The following is a 13,648-nucleotide window of genomic DNA, read 5'->3' on the forward strand; positions in this document are numbered from 1 at the left end:
CACGCGATCCGACCACCTGGATGACCATCGTCTGAGAAGGTGTCGCCGTGAGCGCGGAGTGGGCGTCGTCAACCATGGACCTCGCAGAGGGACTGCACGAGAGCCTGGTGGCCACCGACCTGGCCGTAACCCTGGCCCGCGCCGAGGACTGGGCGACGGTCGTCCGCGGCGTCGACGACGCCGATGCACCACACGTCCTCGCCCGTCACGTCAGCTCGATCGTCCAGCGCGCGCTGGAGGCGACGACTGACCAGACGGGGCGGCTCACCCTGGTGGGCGCCCTGCTGGGTGTCCTAGGCGAGCACGGCGCGGTTCCCGTCCCCGACGAGAAGGGGGCACCTCAACAGCTCCTCGCGGCGCACCGACGGCGCGCGTTGACGCAGCCGTCGACGGTGCGGCCAGCGACCCCGCTGTCGGAGGCGGCCCTGCTGACGAACAGCACTGCCGACCCGAGCCTCGCGGCGGAGCTGCGGGCGGAGCTGGCCAGCGCGGACCGCGTCGACCTGCTGTGCGCCTTCGTCAAGTGGTCGGGGCTGCGGCTGCTGGAGAGCGCGCTTCGGGACCTCAAGGACCGCGGCGTGCCCTTCCGGGTCATCACGACGACGTACATGGGAGCGACGGAGCGCCGAGCCGTGGACGCCCTCGTGGATGAGTTCGGCGCCGAGGTGAAGGTCATCTACGAGACGACCCGCACCCGGCTGCACGCGAAGGCGTGGGTGGTGCATCGCAACACCGGCTTCAGCACCGCTTACGTGGGGTCCTCCAACCTGTCGCGCTCCGCGCTGCTGGACGGGCTGGAGTGGAACGTGCGGCTCTCGGCGGTGGCGAACCGGCCGCTGCTGGAGAAGTTCGACGCGACCTTCACCAGCTACTGGGCCAGCAGCACCTTCGAGAAGTACGTACCGGCGCGCGACGGCGACCGACTGGATGCCGCGCTCGCCGAGGCCGGCGGACAACGCGGACCGGGGACATCCGTCGACTTGTCGGGGTTGGAGGTCATCCCGCGCCCGCACCAGCAGGAGATGCTCGAGCAGCTCGCCGGGGAGCGGCAACTGCACGACCGGCACCGCAACCTCGTCGTCGCGGCCACCGGCACCGGCAAGACCGTCCTGGCCGCCTTCGACTACCGGCAGTTGCGCGAGCAGCACGGGCGCGACCTGACGCTGCTGTTCGTCGCCCACCGCCGGGAGCTGTTGGAGCAGGCGCGGCGCACCTACCGGGAGGTGCTGGGCGACGGCGCGTTCGGGGAGTTGCTCGTCGGCGGGGAGCGCCCGCGCCGGGGTCGACACGTCTTCGCCAGCGTACAGTCGCTGAACGCCGACCTCCTCAACAGGCTGGACCCGCACCAGTACGACGTCGTCGTGCTCGACGAGTGCCACCACGCCAGCGCCGGCAGCTACCAGCGCATCCTCGACCGGCTGGAGCCGATCGAGCTGCTGGGGCTCACGGCGACGCCGGAGCGCGCCGACGGTCAGGACGTGCTCGCGCTCTTCGGCGGGCGCACCGCGGCGGAGCTGCGGTTGTGGGACGCCTTGGCCGACGACCTGCTCGTGCCGTTCCACTACTTCGCCGTGGACGACGGCACCGATCTTCGCGACCTCACCTGGCGTCGCGGACGCTACGACGTCGAGGGCCTGACGAGCCTCTACACCGGCGACGACGCCCGGGCACGCCTGGTGCTGCGGGAGCTGCGCCGCCGGGTGGGCGACGTGGGTTCGATGCGGGCGATCGGCTTCTGCGTCAGCGTCGAGCACGCGCACTACATGGCGCGCGTCTTCCGCGAGGCGGGCATCGATGCGCTGGCCGTCAGCGGCAGCAGCACCCCCGAGGAGCGGACGGCGGCGCTGCGGCGGTTGAAGGAGGGTGATGTGCGCATCCTCTTCGCCGTCGACCTCTACAACGAGGGCGTCGACGTTCCACAGGTGGATACCGTCCTCTTCCTGCGGCCCACGGAGTCCTCGACCATCTTCCTGCAGCAGCTCGGCCGCGGTCTGCGCACCTCCCCCGGCAAGGCGGTGCTGACCGCGCTGGACTTCGTCGGCCACCAGAACGCCGACTTCCGCTTCGACACCCGCTTCCGCGCGCTCACCGGTGTCAGCCGCGGCGCGCTGCAGCACCAGGCCGAGCAGGGGTTCCCCTTCCTGCCCGCGGGGTGCTCCATCGTCCTCGACGAGGTGGTGCAGGAACGCGTCGTCACGAGCATCAAGCGCCAGCTCAGTCCGCGCACCCCCGCGCTCGTCAGCGAAGTGCGGACGCACCCGAGCAGCAGCATCGCCGGGTTCCTCACCGCCAGCGGGCTCAGCGTGCGGGAGCTGCTCGGCAGCAACCGCTCGTGGACGGACTTGCGCCGCCGCGCCGGGACGGAGACGCGGCCGGCCGGCCCCGCGGAGACCGCGTTGCTGAAGCGGGTGCGCGCCGTCACCCACGTCGACGACCGGATGCGCCGCGACGCCTACCACCGGCTGCTCAGCGACGACGTGACCGCCGACGCCCTCTCCCCCATCGAGCGCCACCTCGCCGGGATGCTCGCGGCGAGCCTGTGGCCCTCCGGCGCCCCGGGTGACGTGAGCGCAGTTCTGGACAGCTTGCGCGCGGAACCCGCGGTGCGCGACGAGCTGAGCCAGCTCATCGACATCGCCTTCGACGCGGCCCGGCACCCGACGACGCCGCTCACCGGCGAGCTCGCCGACCTGCCGCTCAGCGTCCACGCCCGCTACTCCCGCGACGAGATCGTCAGCGCGCTCGATGTCGCCACTACCGCTCGCCCGCCGATGTCGTTCCGCGAAGGTGTCGTCTGGGCGCCCGAGCGGCGCGTCGACGCCTTGCTCATCACCCTGACGAAGTCCGAAGCCGACTACTCCCCGACGACGATGTACCGCGACTACCCGTTGACGCGGGAGCTGTTCCACTGGGAGTCGCAGTCACGCACGACGGTCGCCTCACCGACGGGCCAGCGCTACCTGAACCACCGCGCGATGGGCACTCACGTGCTGCTCTTCGCGCGGCAGCGCAAGCAGGGCGACCTGGGCGCCGAGCCGTACCTGTTCCTCGGGCCGGCCGACTACATCTCGCACCAGGGCGAGCGACCCATCGGTATCACGTGGCGGCTGCACCACGCGATGCCAATGGACTTCTTCAGCGAGGCGGCGCTCGTCAACGCCAGCTGACCAAGTGCGAAACACCTGCTGCTACTCCTATGGGACTACAGGCGTGTCGACGTACGTCACTCGCTGCCCCTGCAGTTCGCCAGCGTCTGAATGGGGGACGAATCGGCCGTCTCGCTCCGAAAACTTCGCTCGACGATGCCCACCATGCTGCGGAAGCGAACAGGTGCCGCCATCACCCGGGAGCTCCTCGGCGCCCCGGTGTGGTGCACCATATCCCTCTCCTGGTGATGTCAGGACCTGGGCGAACCGGCGAGCCGATCGGCCCGAGCCGCGATCGCGGTGATCACATCTTTGCGCGCTCCTGTCAGCGTCGCCACCGACGGCTCGAGCGCCCGCTCGAGGACCTCGTCGAGCAGTCGTTCCACCGCCCGGGTGGGCAGCGGCCACGACGAGAACTCGGCCAGCACGTCGCCGCGGTCGACACCGTCGGCGTCCCACCGGCCGTTCACCGACATGGCCGTCCGGCGCTCCAGCGGCGCGGCGCCGGGTGTGCGGGCCAGGTGCAGGGTCGGCACGACGTCGTACAACGGCGCCAACCGGGAGCCGCCCTCGGTGTGCAGCAGGGAGAAGTTGCGGGCGTGGGCGTCGGCGTTGCCGACGAGCACCGTGGTGAGCAGCGCACGGGCGAGCGCCAGCAGCTCGGCTCGCGGGTCGGCGGCCACCGCCCGCACGACGGCGGCGATGTCCCGCCAGCCGGGCCCGCCGTCGGCCTGGTGCTTCTCGTCGGGCAGCCGCCCGCACGCCTGGCAGAAGTCCTCCTGGTGCGTGCGGACCACCCGTCCGTCCGCGCCGACGTGCCGGTCGTAGCGGGCGACGCTGAGCACCGGGCGGCCGGCCACCTCGAGGACCTCCGCGGAGGCGGTGTCGGCGCCGAGGTGGCGGGCGAAGGCCAGGCCGAACGCCTCGAGCTGCACGAGGCCGGGGAACGTGTCCGGCTGGGGTTTGAGCAGATGCGTCGAGGGGGCGCCACCGACGGGGCGCGCCCACGAACCGTCGGGGCGGCGGGCGAGCAGGAGCTTGTCCTGCCGGCCGGCGAGGGACAGCCGCACCCCGTGACCCACGCCGAGGGGTTGCTGCGGCAGGGCCGCGAGCGCTTCCTCGAGCCCGCCGGCGTCCAGCGGCTCGGTGCCGCCGAGGTCGTCGACGGGGCGCTCACCGTCCGGGAGCACCTGGACGGCCCCGGCGCAGTCCGCCCCGATGGCGGCGAGGAGGCGGGCCACGTCACCGCGGGGAACGTCGAAGGTGCGCTCGACGGCGGTGCGGAACTCGCCCTCGGGCAGCAACCCCTCGATGAACGGCCGGGTGCTGCCGACGCTGTACGGGGCAGGTCGCACCGGCAGCGACGCGGAGAGGACGACGGCGCCGTTCCCCCACCGTTCGACCGCCACCGGCAGGTACCGGAGTCTGAGCTGCCGGCTGCGGACCTCCACCAGTTCCGCGACCGGCTCGCCGCGCAGCCACACGGCCAGGGGTGGCGTGCGCGGGCTCACGGTCGCGGGGCGCCGGCGCCGCGGGGGACGACCGCGAGGTCGTGCCCGAGCACGGCGAAGAGGTCGAAGAGGCGCTTGACCTGCAGCGACACCTCACCGGTCTCCAACAGGCTGACGTACTGCCGGCTCACCCCGGCCCACTCGGCGAGCTCCTGCTGGTTCATCCCGGCCCCGTGGCGCAGGTCGGCGAGGGCCTGACCGAGCTGAGCAGGGGTCGCGGCACGGCGCACCCCCGGGCTGCCCGGATTTCCTGTCACAGGTCCCAGACTCACTGATGCCAGGAAATCTTGTCAAGGCACGTGGCGCGGCGATGCCGGCCCACGCAGCGGGCATCCCGTGAGGGTTCGTACCGCCTCACGACGTGGCTCCCTGTCTGCCGAGCGCACTGCGTCGGGTCGTCCGGCCAGGGGCCTGCGCTACCTTCTGCGCCCCTCCTGGGCTACCAAATGCGGGCCTTCAACGCTGCCGAACGCCGCTCACCCCTTCTTCGGCGTCCCCGGCGCGATGCCCGCCAGCAGCGCCTCGAACGCCTCCTCATCCACCACCGGCACCCCGTGCTTGCGCGCGTCGAGCACCTTGCGCACCCCGGCGTCCGGCTCGTTGGTCACGAGCAACCCGGTGGTGCGGCTGACGCCGTTCATCACGTCCAGACCGGCGGTGATCGAGCGGGCGATGAGGTCCTCGCGCGGGGTGGTCGTGTCGCCGCTGAAGACGACCTTGGTGCCCTGCACCAGCGCCTCGTCCGGCACCCAGCGCCCCGGGTCGGTGAACGCGCAGGGGGTGCGCGGTGCGGTGGCCGGGCGCCGCCAGCGCCGCTGCGCCGGGGTGGGCGGGTTCTGCCGCAACGGGACCAGCGGCAGGTCGATCCCCTGCTCGGCCGCCTCGCGCAGGGAGGCGCGCAGCACCTCGGTGAGCACGCGGGTGTCGTCGACGGCGTCGTGGGCGCGTTCCTGCGTCACGCCCCAGTGCGCGGCGACGCGGGCGAGGGTGAGGTCCGGCAACGGCAGGCGCAGCCGCCGGCTCAGCGTCACCGTGCACAGGAAGTGCGGCACCCGGTGCTCAGCGCTGGTCCGCTTGAACTCCTCGTGCAGGAAACCCCAGTCGAAGGGGGCGTTGTGGGCGACGAGCACCCGCCCGGCGAGCAGGTCCGCGAGCTTGCCGGCGACGTCCGCGAAGGCGGGGGCGTCGTGCAGCATCTCGGCGCTGATGCCGTGCACGTGGGTGGGGCCGGGGTCGCGGCCGGGGTCCACCAGGGAGTCCCACGCACCCTCCACGCTCCCGTCCGCGGCCAGCTGCACCACCGCGACCTGCACGACCCGGTCGGCGGAGGCGTCCATGCCGGTGGTCTCGACGTCCACGACGGCGTAGGGGTGCGGGTAGCGGGCGACGACGTCCGCGGGGAGGGGGTCGGGCACGTCGGCGGGCGGGGTGTGGGGGAGCACGAGCCCATGATGCGCGCCCGGTCCGACGAGAGCGGAAGACCTCGTCCCCACATGGTACATATACATAGTCCGTACCATGTAGATGTAGATGTAGATGAGGAGTCACCGTGCCCACTCCCGAGGAGGTGCGCACGGTGCTCGCGCTGCTGCGCCGGCACGGCGAGTCGGCCACCGTCGAGGCGAAGGCCGCGACCGGCGGACTGCCGAGGAGCGTCCGCGAGACGCTGAGCGCCTTCTCCAACGACCGGGGTGGGCTCCTGTTGCTCGGCGTGGACGAAGCCACCGGGTTCCGGCCCGCCGACGGTTTCGACGCCCCGCGCACCGCACGGCTCCTCGACGAGGCCGCCGCCACGGAGCTGACCCCACCGCTGCGCCTCGAGATCGACGTGGTCGACGTCGACGGCGCCCCGCTCGTGGCGGCCCGGGTCCCCGAACTGCCCGCCGACCGCAAACCGTGCTGGGTCACCGCGCGCGGCGAGCGCGCCGGCTCCTACACCCGCAGCCACGAGGGCGACCGGCTCCTCACCGACTACGAGACGCAGGCGCTGCGCGAGAACCACGGCCAGCCGCTGCACGACGTGGAGCCCACCGGGGCGTCGCGCGAGGACCTCGACGACGACGCCGTGGCCGCCCTGCTCGCCCACGTCCGGCGACGCCAGCCTCGGGTGTTCCGTGACGTCCCCGAGGACGTGGCGCTGCAGCGCCTGAACGTCCTGGTCCGCCACGAGGGGCACCTGGTGCCGAGCCTGGCGGGGCTCCTGACGCTCGGGACGTACCCGCAGCAGTTCCTCCCCCAGCTGCACGTCTCCTTCGTCAACGTCCCCGCCACCGACATGGGCTCGCTGCCCGTGGACGGGCCACGCTTCCTGGACAACCAGACGCTCACCGGGCCGCTGCCGGTCGTGGTGGAGGACACCGTCGACGCCGTGGTCCGCAACATGGCCCGGCGTTCCACCGTGGTCGGCGCCGGGCGCGTCGACACCTACGACTACCCGGTCGAAGCCGTGCGGGAGGCGGTCGTCAACGCCGTCATGCACCGCGACTACGGCCCGCTCAGCCGCGGCACCCAGGTGCAGGTGGAGATGTACCCGGACCGCCTGGAGGTCGTCAGCCCCGGCGGCCTGTTCGGCCCCGTCACCACCGACTCGCTCGGTGAGCTCTCCTCCAGCCGCAACAGCCGACTCGCCCTGCTGCTCGCGGACGTCCCGTTGCCGGGCACCGACCGGGTCGTGTGCGAGAACCGCGGCAGCGGGATCGCGGTGATGTCGGGCCTGCTGCGGCGCGCCGGGCTGCCCCTGCCGGAGTTCCGCACGAGCCTCACGCGCTTCCGGGTGGTCCTCCGCCGCACACCCGCGGTCGACGAAAGGGCAATCGGCCCGCGTGGCCGCACCACCGCACCCGCCGGTGGCGGACCTCCTGCCCCACCGGCTTCCCCGACCCGGGCGAAGCAGCAACGCGTGCAGGCGTTGCTCGACCTGCTCGACGACGGCCGGGAGCACCACGTCGCCGACCTGGCCTCGGCGCTGGGGTTCAGCCGCCTCGTCACGACCCGATACCTCACCGAGCTCGTCGAGCAGGGCCGGGTCGTGGCGACCGCTCCCCCGCGGGACCGGCGACGGCGGTACCGCAAACCCTGACGAGCAGCTCCCTCAGACGGGGCCCAGCAGCTCGCGCGCCCCCGGCGTCAGGAGGTGCTCGACCCGGTCCCACGGCACCAGGTACTGCCGGGTGCCGTGCCCACCCAGCTGGTGGTCCTGGAACCAGAAGGTGATCCCGTCCTCCCCGGACTGCCACGCCGCCCAGTTCGCCTCCTCCGGCGCGAGCCCTTCCGGATCGGTCACGGGCTCCCCCGCCGCGTCGGCGATCTCCTCCACCACGGGGGCGAGCGCCTCGAACGCCGCGCGCGGGTCGGAGAACACGTCGCCGAGCACCACGGGTTCCTGGCGCGCGACGTCGAGGACGACGGTGGTCACGGACGTCGTCGGGTGGGCGGTGCCCTCGGTGGAGTCGACGAACTCCAGCAGCACCTGCACGGTGCGCCCGTCGTCGGTGGTGACGGTGCCCTCCCCCGTGAGCAGGCGCGGCGGGTCCCCGTCGAGCACGGTGGCCGCGGCGGCCTCGACCACGTGGTCCGCGGAGACGGTCACGCGGCGGTTCACCTCGCCGGCCACCGCCGGGCCCGCAGCGCGCGGGACGGTGACGTCCCAGGTGAAGGTGCCCTCGGAACCCGTCAGGTGCTCCTCCTTCCACCGCAACGCCTCCCGCGTGGCAGAAGGCTCACCGCTCGGCGTGGAAGGGGTGGCCGAGGGGGACGTCGTGCTGTCCGACGCCAAGGCGGGAGACGCCGGCTCGGCGCCGCACGCGGACGCGGTGATCCCCGCGAGGAGCACCGCGGCGCCCCAGCGCGCCGGGCGGGAGGTGGACATGGCGGGACCCTTCGCCGGGGACGAGAGGTCGGGACCCTACCGAGGCGAGCCCACCCGCGAGGGGAGTTTCCCGGGACGACCCGGGACCCCGGCGGGAGGTGGTCAGGCGGGTTCCTCGCCGGTGGCGCCGTCGGCCTGCTCGCGCAGCAGGTCCAGGTGACCCAGGTGCCGGGCGGTCTCCTCCACCAGGTGCAGCAGGATCCAGCGCAGCGAGGAGTCCCGCCGGTGGGCGGTGGCGTCCAGGGACGCGGCGGCAGCCACCACCGCGTCGCACCGGCGGGACTCGGCGGCGTACTCGGCCAGGAGCTGCTCGACGGTCACGTCCGCCGGCACCCGCCACTCCCCGTCGGGGTCGTCGTCGCTCCAGTCGAACTCCAGACCCTCCTCACCCGCGAACACGTCGCGCAGCCAGGAACGCTCGACGTTCGTCAGGTGGCGCACCAGGCCGTGCGGGCCCATCCCGCTGGGGGTGGTCGCCGAGCGCAGCGCGTCCTCGTCGGCGCCGCGCAGCTTCCACGCCACCAGGTCGCGCTGGCGCTGCAGCACACCGAGCACGGTGGTGCGCTCGTCGCCGTGGTGGGCGGCCTCGGTGATGCCCGCCCGCGTGCCGTTGACCGCCCCGCTGCCGTCGTCCACGCGCCCACCGTAGCCAGGCGGTGCGCGGTGGGGGCGCGTCCACCCGTGACGGACCCGCGCCGCTCCCCTACGGTGAAGGCGTGGTCCCGGCCGAAGTCCCCTCCGCCGCCGCCGAGCACGGCTCCGGGTCACCGCCCGCGCTGCTCGAGGTCGTCCTGCACGACGACGGCCTGCACGTGCGGCTGGGCGCACCGGACCCCGAGGACCTGCTCGTCTCGATCTCCCGCGGCGCGGACGAGGCGTGGGAGGACGTCGACGTCCTGCCCGCCGGCTCGGTCGAGGAGGTCTTGGACGTCCCGGTGGGCCCCGGCGACCGGGTGCGGCTGAGCTCGGAGGACGGCACCCGCGTCTCCGGCACCGTGCACGTCCTCGGCCCCGAAGCGGCTGACCGGCCGGGGACGCCGGAGGAGCCGCCCGTCGCGGACCCGTCGGAAGCGGTGTCGGCGCTCGCGGGTGCCCTGGAGGAGCGCCACGCGGAGTGGACCGCGCACGCCGAGGGTGCGCTGCTGCACGTGCACGGCCGGTTCGGCAACACGTTCCGGGTGGCGGCGGAGGCGCTGACCGCCGGGGCGGGGGACGTGCGCGCCGTCTGCGCGATCTCCTCGCGCGGCGACTTCACGCTGCTGGCCACCAGGGGTTCGGAGCTGCTGCGCGCCGAGGAGCGCGGGGACGCCCCCCTGCAGTGGCACCTGTACGTCCTGCCGTCGCACATCGACGCGGCCGCGCTCGCCCAGAACCCGGAGGCCGCCCGCCGCTACCGGAACCCGCCGAGGGGCCGGCCGGACGCCCTGCCGGACGGCGCGCTCGCGCTGCTGCGGGGGGTGGGCGTCGACGTGTCCGCGCCCCTGGACCGGTGCACGGTCTGAACCCACCGGCCCGCCCCACGGAGGAGACCCCGTGCCCACCACCCGCACCCACGGCGACCTGTTCGAGCTCGGCCTGCCCGCCCTCGCCCACGGCTGCAACTGCCGCGGCTCCATGGCCGGCGGCATCGCCCTGCAGTTCCAGGCCCGCTGGCCCGACATGGCGCGCGCGTACCGCGACCGGTGCCTGGCGGGCGAATTCCAGCTCGGCGACGTCATGCCGTGGGAGACGGCCGAGGGGCTGGTGGTCTACAACCTCGCCACCCAGGTCGAGACCGGCGCCGACGCCCGGCTCGACGCGATCGACACGACCGTGCGGGCGGCGCTCGTGGACGCCGAGCGCCGGGGCCTGGACCGGGTGGGGGTTCCGCGCATCGGCGCCGGCATCGGCGGACTGGACTGGGCGGACGTGCGCGAGGTGCTGCAGCGGGCCGGGGACGAGTCCCCCGTGGAACTGGTGGTCGTCACCCGGCCGCCCAGCGCCTGAACGCACCTCGTCCACGACGAGCCCGCGCGTGCACGACCCCCGTGCACGCGGTCCGCGGCGGCGACGGGGTCCTCGTGCTCCCACACCCGCACCACGTGCCAGCCGGCTTCGGCGAGCCGGGCGTCGGTGTCGCGGTCCCGTGCGGTGGTGCTGGCCAGCTTCACCCGCCACCAGGCGGCGTTCGACTTCGGCCGGTGCACGTGCACCGGGCACGAGTGCCAGAAGCACCCGTCGACGAACACCGCGACCCGCGCGCCGCGGAACACCAGGTCCGCGCGGCGGCGCCGGTTCGTGCCCGGCGGGGTGGCGTCGACGAGGTAGCGCAGGCCGCGGCGGTGCAGCTCGCGGCGCAGCGCCAGTTCGGGGACGGTGTCGCGCCGGCCGGTGCGGCGCATGATCCCGGCGACGACGGCGCTGGAGGCGCGCGGGGCGGGACCGGGTTCCTCCCACGCGCTCACCGCCGCACCGTACGCCGCGCGAGCGCCCGCGTCGCCGCCGTGCACACCCTCGGCGTGCGGTGCTCGGGCCCTCGTGTCGCCGCGCCGGTCTACGGTGCCCTGCGTGGGCGGTTTCGACGACGTGGCACGCACCGCGCTGGCGCTACCCGGGGTGAGCGAGGGCGAGCGCCACGGCGGGCGGACGTGGATGGTGGCCGGGAAGGTGTTCGCGTGGGAGCGCCCCTTCTCGAAGGCCGACCTGCGGCGCGCGGGCGCTGACGGGGTGCCCGGTGGGCCGATCCTCGCGGTGGCCGTCGAGGACCTCGGGGAGAAGGCGGCCGTGCTGGGGGCCGGGGCTCCCGGCGTGTTCACGATCCCGCACTTCGACCGGTCCGCGGCGGTGCTGGTCCAGCTCGAGGTCGTCGCACCGCAGGACCTGCGGGAGCTCATCGAGGACGCGTGGGCGGCCAAGGCCCCCCGTCGGCTGCGGGAGGGCCTGGGACCGTGAGGGGCGCCGCGGCGCGGCGTGCGCGCTCCGCCGATCGGGTGAGGTTCCCCCAGCGGGTGCCGGGACGCGCCGAAGCACCGTCGTGGTCCCCCGTTCCTCCGTCCGGTTCGCCGGTGCCGGCGCCGCCGCGAAGGCGCGCGAGCACGCCGCGCGCGCCGAGGAGCTGCGCCGCGAGCTGACCCGGGTGGAGCGTGAACAGCGCAACTGGGAGGCCGGTGCGCAGGGCGAACAGCTCGTCGCCGAGGCCCTGGCCGTGCTGGAGGCGGACGGCTGGACGCTCCTGCACGACCTGCGCTGGCCCGGCCGGCAGCGCGCCAACGTCGACCACGTCGCGATCGGCCCCGGCGGGGTCGTGGTGGTGGACAGCAAGAACTGGACCGGGGTGGTGTCCTCCCGCGACGACGAGCTGCGCGTGGGTGGCCGGTCGATGGCGAGGGAGCTCACCGGGGTCGCGGCCGCGACGTCCGCCGTCACCACGCACGTGCCCGCCCGGCACCGCCGCGACGTGCTCGGCGTGCTGTGCCTGGTGCAGCAGCACGTTCCCGCGCGGGAGGTGGGGGTGGTGACCGTCGTCAGCCGGGACGCCGTCGCGGACCTGCTGCGTGCCCTGCCGACGGTGCTGAGCCCGCGCGAGGTGGCCCGGGTCGTCGACGTCCTGACGAGGGAACTCACGGGAGCACCGCTGGACGAGGCGCTCACCACCGCCGCCGTGCCCGCGCCGCGTGCGTCGGCGCGGCGCCCGGCTCCGGTGCGGCCGGTGCGCTCGCGACCGCGCGGGCCGGTGCGGCGGCGCCGTCGCGCGGTGCTCGGGGCGCTGCTGCGCGCCGTGCTGGCGGTGGTGACCCTCCTCGTCGCCGTGGTGGTGCTTGCGCTGCTCAGTGCCCCTTGAACGCCTCCGCCAGCCACCACGAACCCCCGTCGTCCGCGATCTTCGCGTCGATCAGGAACGGCCCGCTGCGGGGTCCGGCGAGCCACTCGTCGAGGGCGTCGAGGTCGGCGACCGTGCGCACGACGGCACCGTTGAACCCGTACCCGCGGGCGACGGCGGCCAGGTCGGTGTCGGGGAACGTCACGGTGGAGGTGTCCGCGCCGGAGGGGCCGAAGTGGTGCACCTCCGCGCCGTACGCGGCGTCGTCGTAGACGACGACCACCAGCGGCAGCCCGAGGCGCACCACGGTCTCCAGCTCGGCGGCCGCCATGAGCAGCCCGCCGTCACCGGTGCCGAGCACGGGCAACCGGCCGGGTTGCGCCAGCGCGGCGCCGATCGCGGTGGCCAGCCCGAGACCGACGGACTGGAACGCCTGGGTGAAGCAGAACCCCCGCTCGTCGGGCACTGAGAGGTAGGCGCTGGGGTAGCCCATGAAGTTGCCGGAGTCGATCGCGACGACGCGCTCGGCGGGCAGCCGCCGGTCCAGCTCGCGGCTGAGGACCCGCGGGTCGATGGCCGTGGCGGTCGACAGGTCCGGGGTCTCGACGTCGGCCCAGCGCCCCTGGCGGGCGATGCGGCCGGCGACCTCCGGGCTCCGGTAGCCCCGCACGGGCTCACCGAGCTCCTCCAGCAGCGCGGACGCCGTCTCGGCGACGTCGCCCAGCACGCCCAGGTCGATCGGCCGGTTCGCGCCGAGCGCGGCGTCCTCCACGTCGACCTGCACGACGCGCGCCCCGTCCCCGATGAGGGTTCCGTGCCGCATCGTCCACATGTTCAGCGTGCAGCCCCAGCCGACGACCAGGTCGGCGCCGCGCACGAGGTCCGCGGTGGTGGGTGAGGAGAAACCCCCGGAGATCCCGAGGTCGAACTCCTCGCCGTGGAACAGGCCGTTCGCGACGGCGGACGTCGCCAGCAGCGCGCCGGTGCGCTCCCCCAGTTCCCGCAGCACCGGGCCGGCGGAGCGGGCACCGCGGCCGGCGACGAACACGGGCCGCTCGGCGGCGCGCAGCAGCGCGGCGAGTTCCGCGACGGCACGGCGACCGGGTCGCACGGGATCGGGCTGCGGGACCGGGGGAACCGGGTCGGGAACCCCGTCCGGGGCCGGCTGCGCCTGGACGTCCAGCGGGAGGTTCAGCACGACGGTGCGGCGCTCGTTGGGGGGGGGGGGGGCGGCCCGCCCCACGTCGGCGCCGGCGCTGACCGCCGCGTCGGCGGGGGCGGGGCCCGGCCCCCCGCTGCGGGCCGCCGCGGGCTGGTCGTTGTG

The 13,648-nt window shown here is 74.3% G+C and carries 12 protein-coding genes and 1 pseudogene; 6 read left to right on the forward strand and 7 right to left on the reverse strand.

All coding sequences use genetic code 11. The features are described from left to right. The first annotated feature begins 74 nt into the window (after positions 1 to 74). Complete coding sequence (locus ACRYR8_RS11320) at positions 75 to 3,167, forward strand: DEAD/DEAH box helicase (RefSeq protein ID WP_432484652.1); 3,093 nt, start codon at positions 75 to 77, stop codon at positions 3,165 to 3,167. 230 nt (positions 3,168 to 3,397) lie between these two features. Here the strand turns inward: ACRYR8_RS11320 and ACRYR8_RS11325 are convergent, their stop codons facing one another. The 3 genes from ACRYR8_RS11325 to ACRYR8_RS11335 all read right to left on the reverse strand — a co-directional run bounded on the left by ACRYR8_RS11325 (position 3,398) and on the right by ACRYR8_RS11335 (position 6,099). Beyond that, positions 3,398 to 4,657 carry a HipA domain-containing protein gene (locus ACRYR8_RS11325; RefSeq protein ID WP_432484638.1) on the reverse strand — a complete coding sequence of 420 codons (1,260 nt, stop codon included), beginning with the start codon at positions 4,655 to 4,657 and terminating at the stop codon, positions 3,398 to 3,400. Next, a complete protein-coding gene (locus tag ACRYR8_RS11330; protein WP_432484639.1) occupies positions 4,654 to 4,914 on the reverse strand; it encodes a type II toxin-antitoxin system RelB family anti-toxin in 261 nt (86 codons plus the stop codon). The genes ACRYR8_RS11325 and ACRYR8_RS11330 overlap by 4 nt, the downstream gene beginning before the upstream one ends. 219 nt (positions 4,915 to 5,133) lie before the next feature. Beyond that, positions 5,134 to 6,099: an exonuclease domain-containing protein gene (locus ACRYR8_RS11335; protein ID WP_432484640.1), complete on the reverse strand. Its 966-nt coding sequence runs from the start codon at positions 6,097 to 6,099 to the stop codon at positions 5,134 to 5,136. Positions 6,100 to 6,206: 107 nt separating this feature from the next. Here ACRYR8_RS11335 and ACRYR8_RS11340 point away from each other — a divergent pair, with 107 nt between their 5' ends. Then, on the forward strand, positions 6,207 to 7,736 hold the full coding sequence (locus tag ACRYR8_RS11340) for an ATP-binding protein (RefSeq protein ID WP_432484641.1): 1,530 nt from the start codon (positions 6,207 to 6,209) through the stop codon (positions 7,734 to 7,736). A gap of 12 nt (positions 7,737 to 7,748) precedes the next feature. Here the strand turns inward: ACRYR8_RS11340 and ACRYR8_RS11345 are convergent, their stop codons facing one another. Together ACRYR8_RS11345 and ACRYR8_RS11350 are read right to left on the reverse strand one after the other, a co-directional pair. Then, a complete protein-coding gene (locus ACRYR8_RS11345; protein WP_432484642.1) occupies positions 7,749 to 8,525 on the reverse strand; it encodes a hypothetical protein in 777 nt (258 codons plus the stop codon). Between the two features lie 102 nt (positions 8,526 to 8,627). Further along, positions 8,628 to 9,161, reverse strand: coding sequence for a DinB family protein (locus ACRYR8_RS11350; protein WP_432484643.1), 534 nt, complete (start codon positions 9,159 to 9,161; stop codon positions 8,628 to 8,630). Between the two features lie 80 nt (positions 9,162 to 9,241). Between ACRYR8_RS11350 and ACRYR8_RS11355 the strand changes: the two genes are divergently transcribed. Continuing rightward, a complete protein-coding gene (locus ACRYR8_RS11355; protein ID WP_432484644.1) occupies positions 9,242 to 10,027 on the forward strand; it encodes a hypothetical protein in 786 nt (261 codons plus the stop codon). A gap of 31 nt (positions 10,028 to 10,058) precedes the next feature. Continuing rightward, a complete protein-coding gene (locus tag ACRYR8_RS11360) occupies positions 10,059 to 10,511 on the forward strand; it encodes a macro domain-containing protein (RefSeq protein ID WP_432484645.1) in 453 nt (150 codons plus the stop codon). Between the two features lie 44 nt (positions 10,512 to 10,555). On the opposite strand, the pseudogene ACRYR8_RS11365 reads toward ACRYR8_RS11360, so the two are convergent. Next, positions 10,556 to 10,906 (reverse strand): annotated as a pseudogene (locus tag ACRYR8_RS11365) (very short patch repair endonuclease); the annotation flags it as partial. Between the two features lie 166 nt (positions 10,907 to 11,072). On the opposite strand from ACRYR8_RS11365, the gene ACRYR8_RS11370 reads away from it, so the two are divergent. Both ACRYR8_RS11370 and ACRYR8_RS11375 read left to right on the forward strand, forming a co-directional pair. Further along, complete coding sequence (locus tag ACRYR8_RS11370; RefSeq protein WP_432484646.1) at positions 11,073 to 11,456, forward strand: MmcQ/YjbR family DNA-binding protein; 384 nt, start codon at positions 11,073 to 11,075, stop codon at positions 11,454 to 11,456. A gap of 82 nt (positions 11,457 to 11,538) precedes the next feature. After that, positions 11,539 to 12,345: a nuclease-related domain-containing protein gene (locus ACRYR8_RS11375; RefSeq protein ID WP_432484647.1), complete on the forward strand. Its 807-nt coding sequence runs from the start codon at positions 11,539 to 11,541 to the stop codon at positions 12,343 to 12,345. Here ACRYR8_RS11375 and ACRYR8_RS11380 read toward each other — a convergent pair. Then, positions 12,332 to 13,648, reverse strand: a 1,317-nt coding sequence (locus ACRYR8_RS11380) for a thiamine pyrophosphate-binding protein (protein WP_432484649.1), incomplete at its 5' end; no start/stop codon positions are given. The genes ACRYR8_RS11375 and ACRYR8_RS11380 overlap by 14 nt on opposite strands.

This window comes from Kineococcus esterisolvens (assembly GCF_050871405.1).
GTDB lineage: Bacteria > Actinomycetota > Actinomycetes > Actinomycetales > Kineococcaceae > Kineococcus.

Coding starts and splice junctions, on each gene's coding strand:
- ACRYR8_RS11320 (WP_432484652.1), top strand. CDS start 75: ATGGACCTCGCAGAGGGACTGCACGAGAGCCTGGTGGCCACCGACCTG.
- ACRYR8_RS11345 (WP_432484642.1), bottom strand. CDS start 8,525: ATGTCCACCTCCCGCCCGGCGCGCTGGGGCGCCGCGGTGCTCCTCGCG.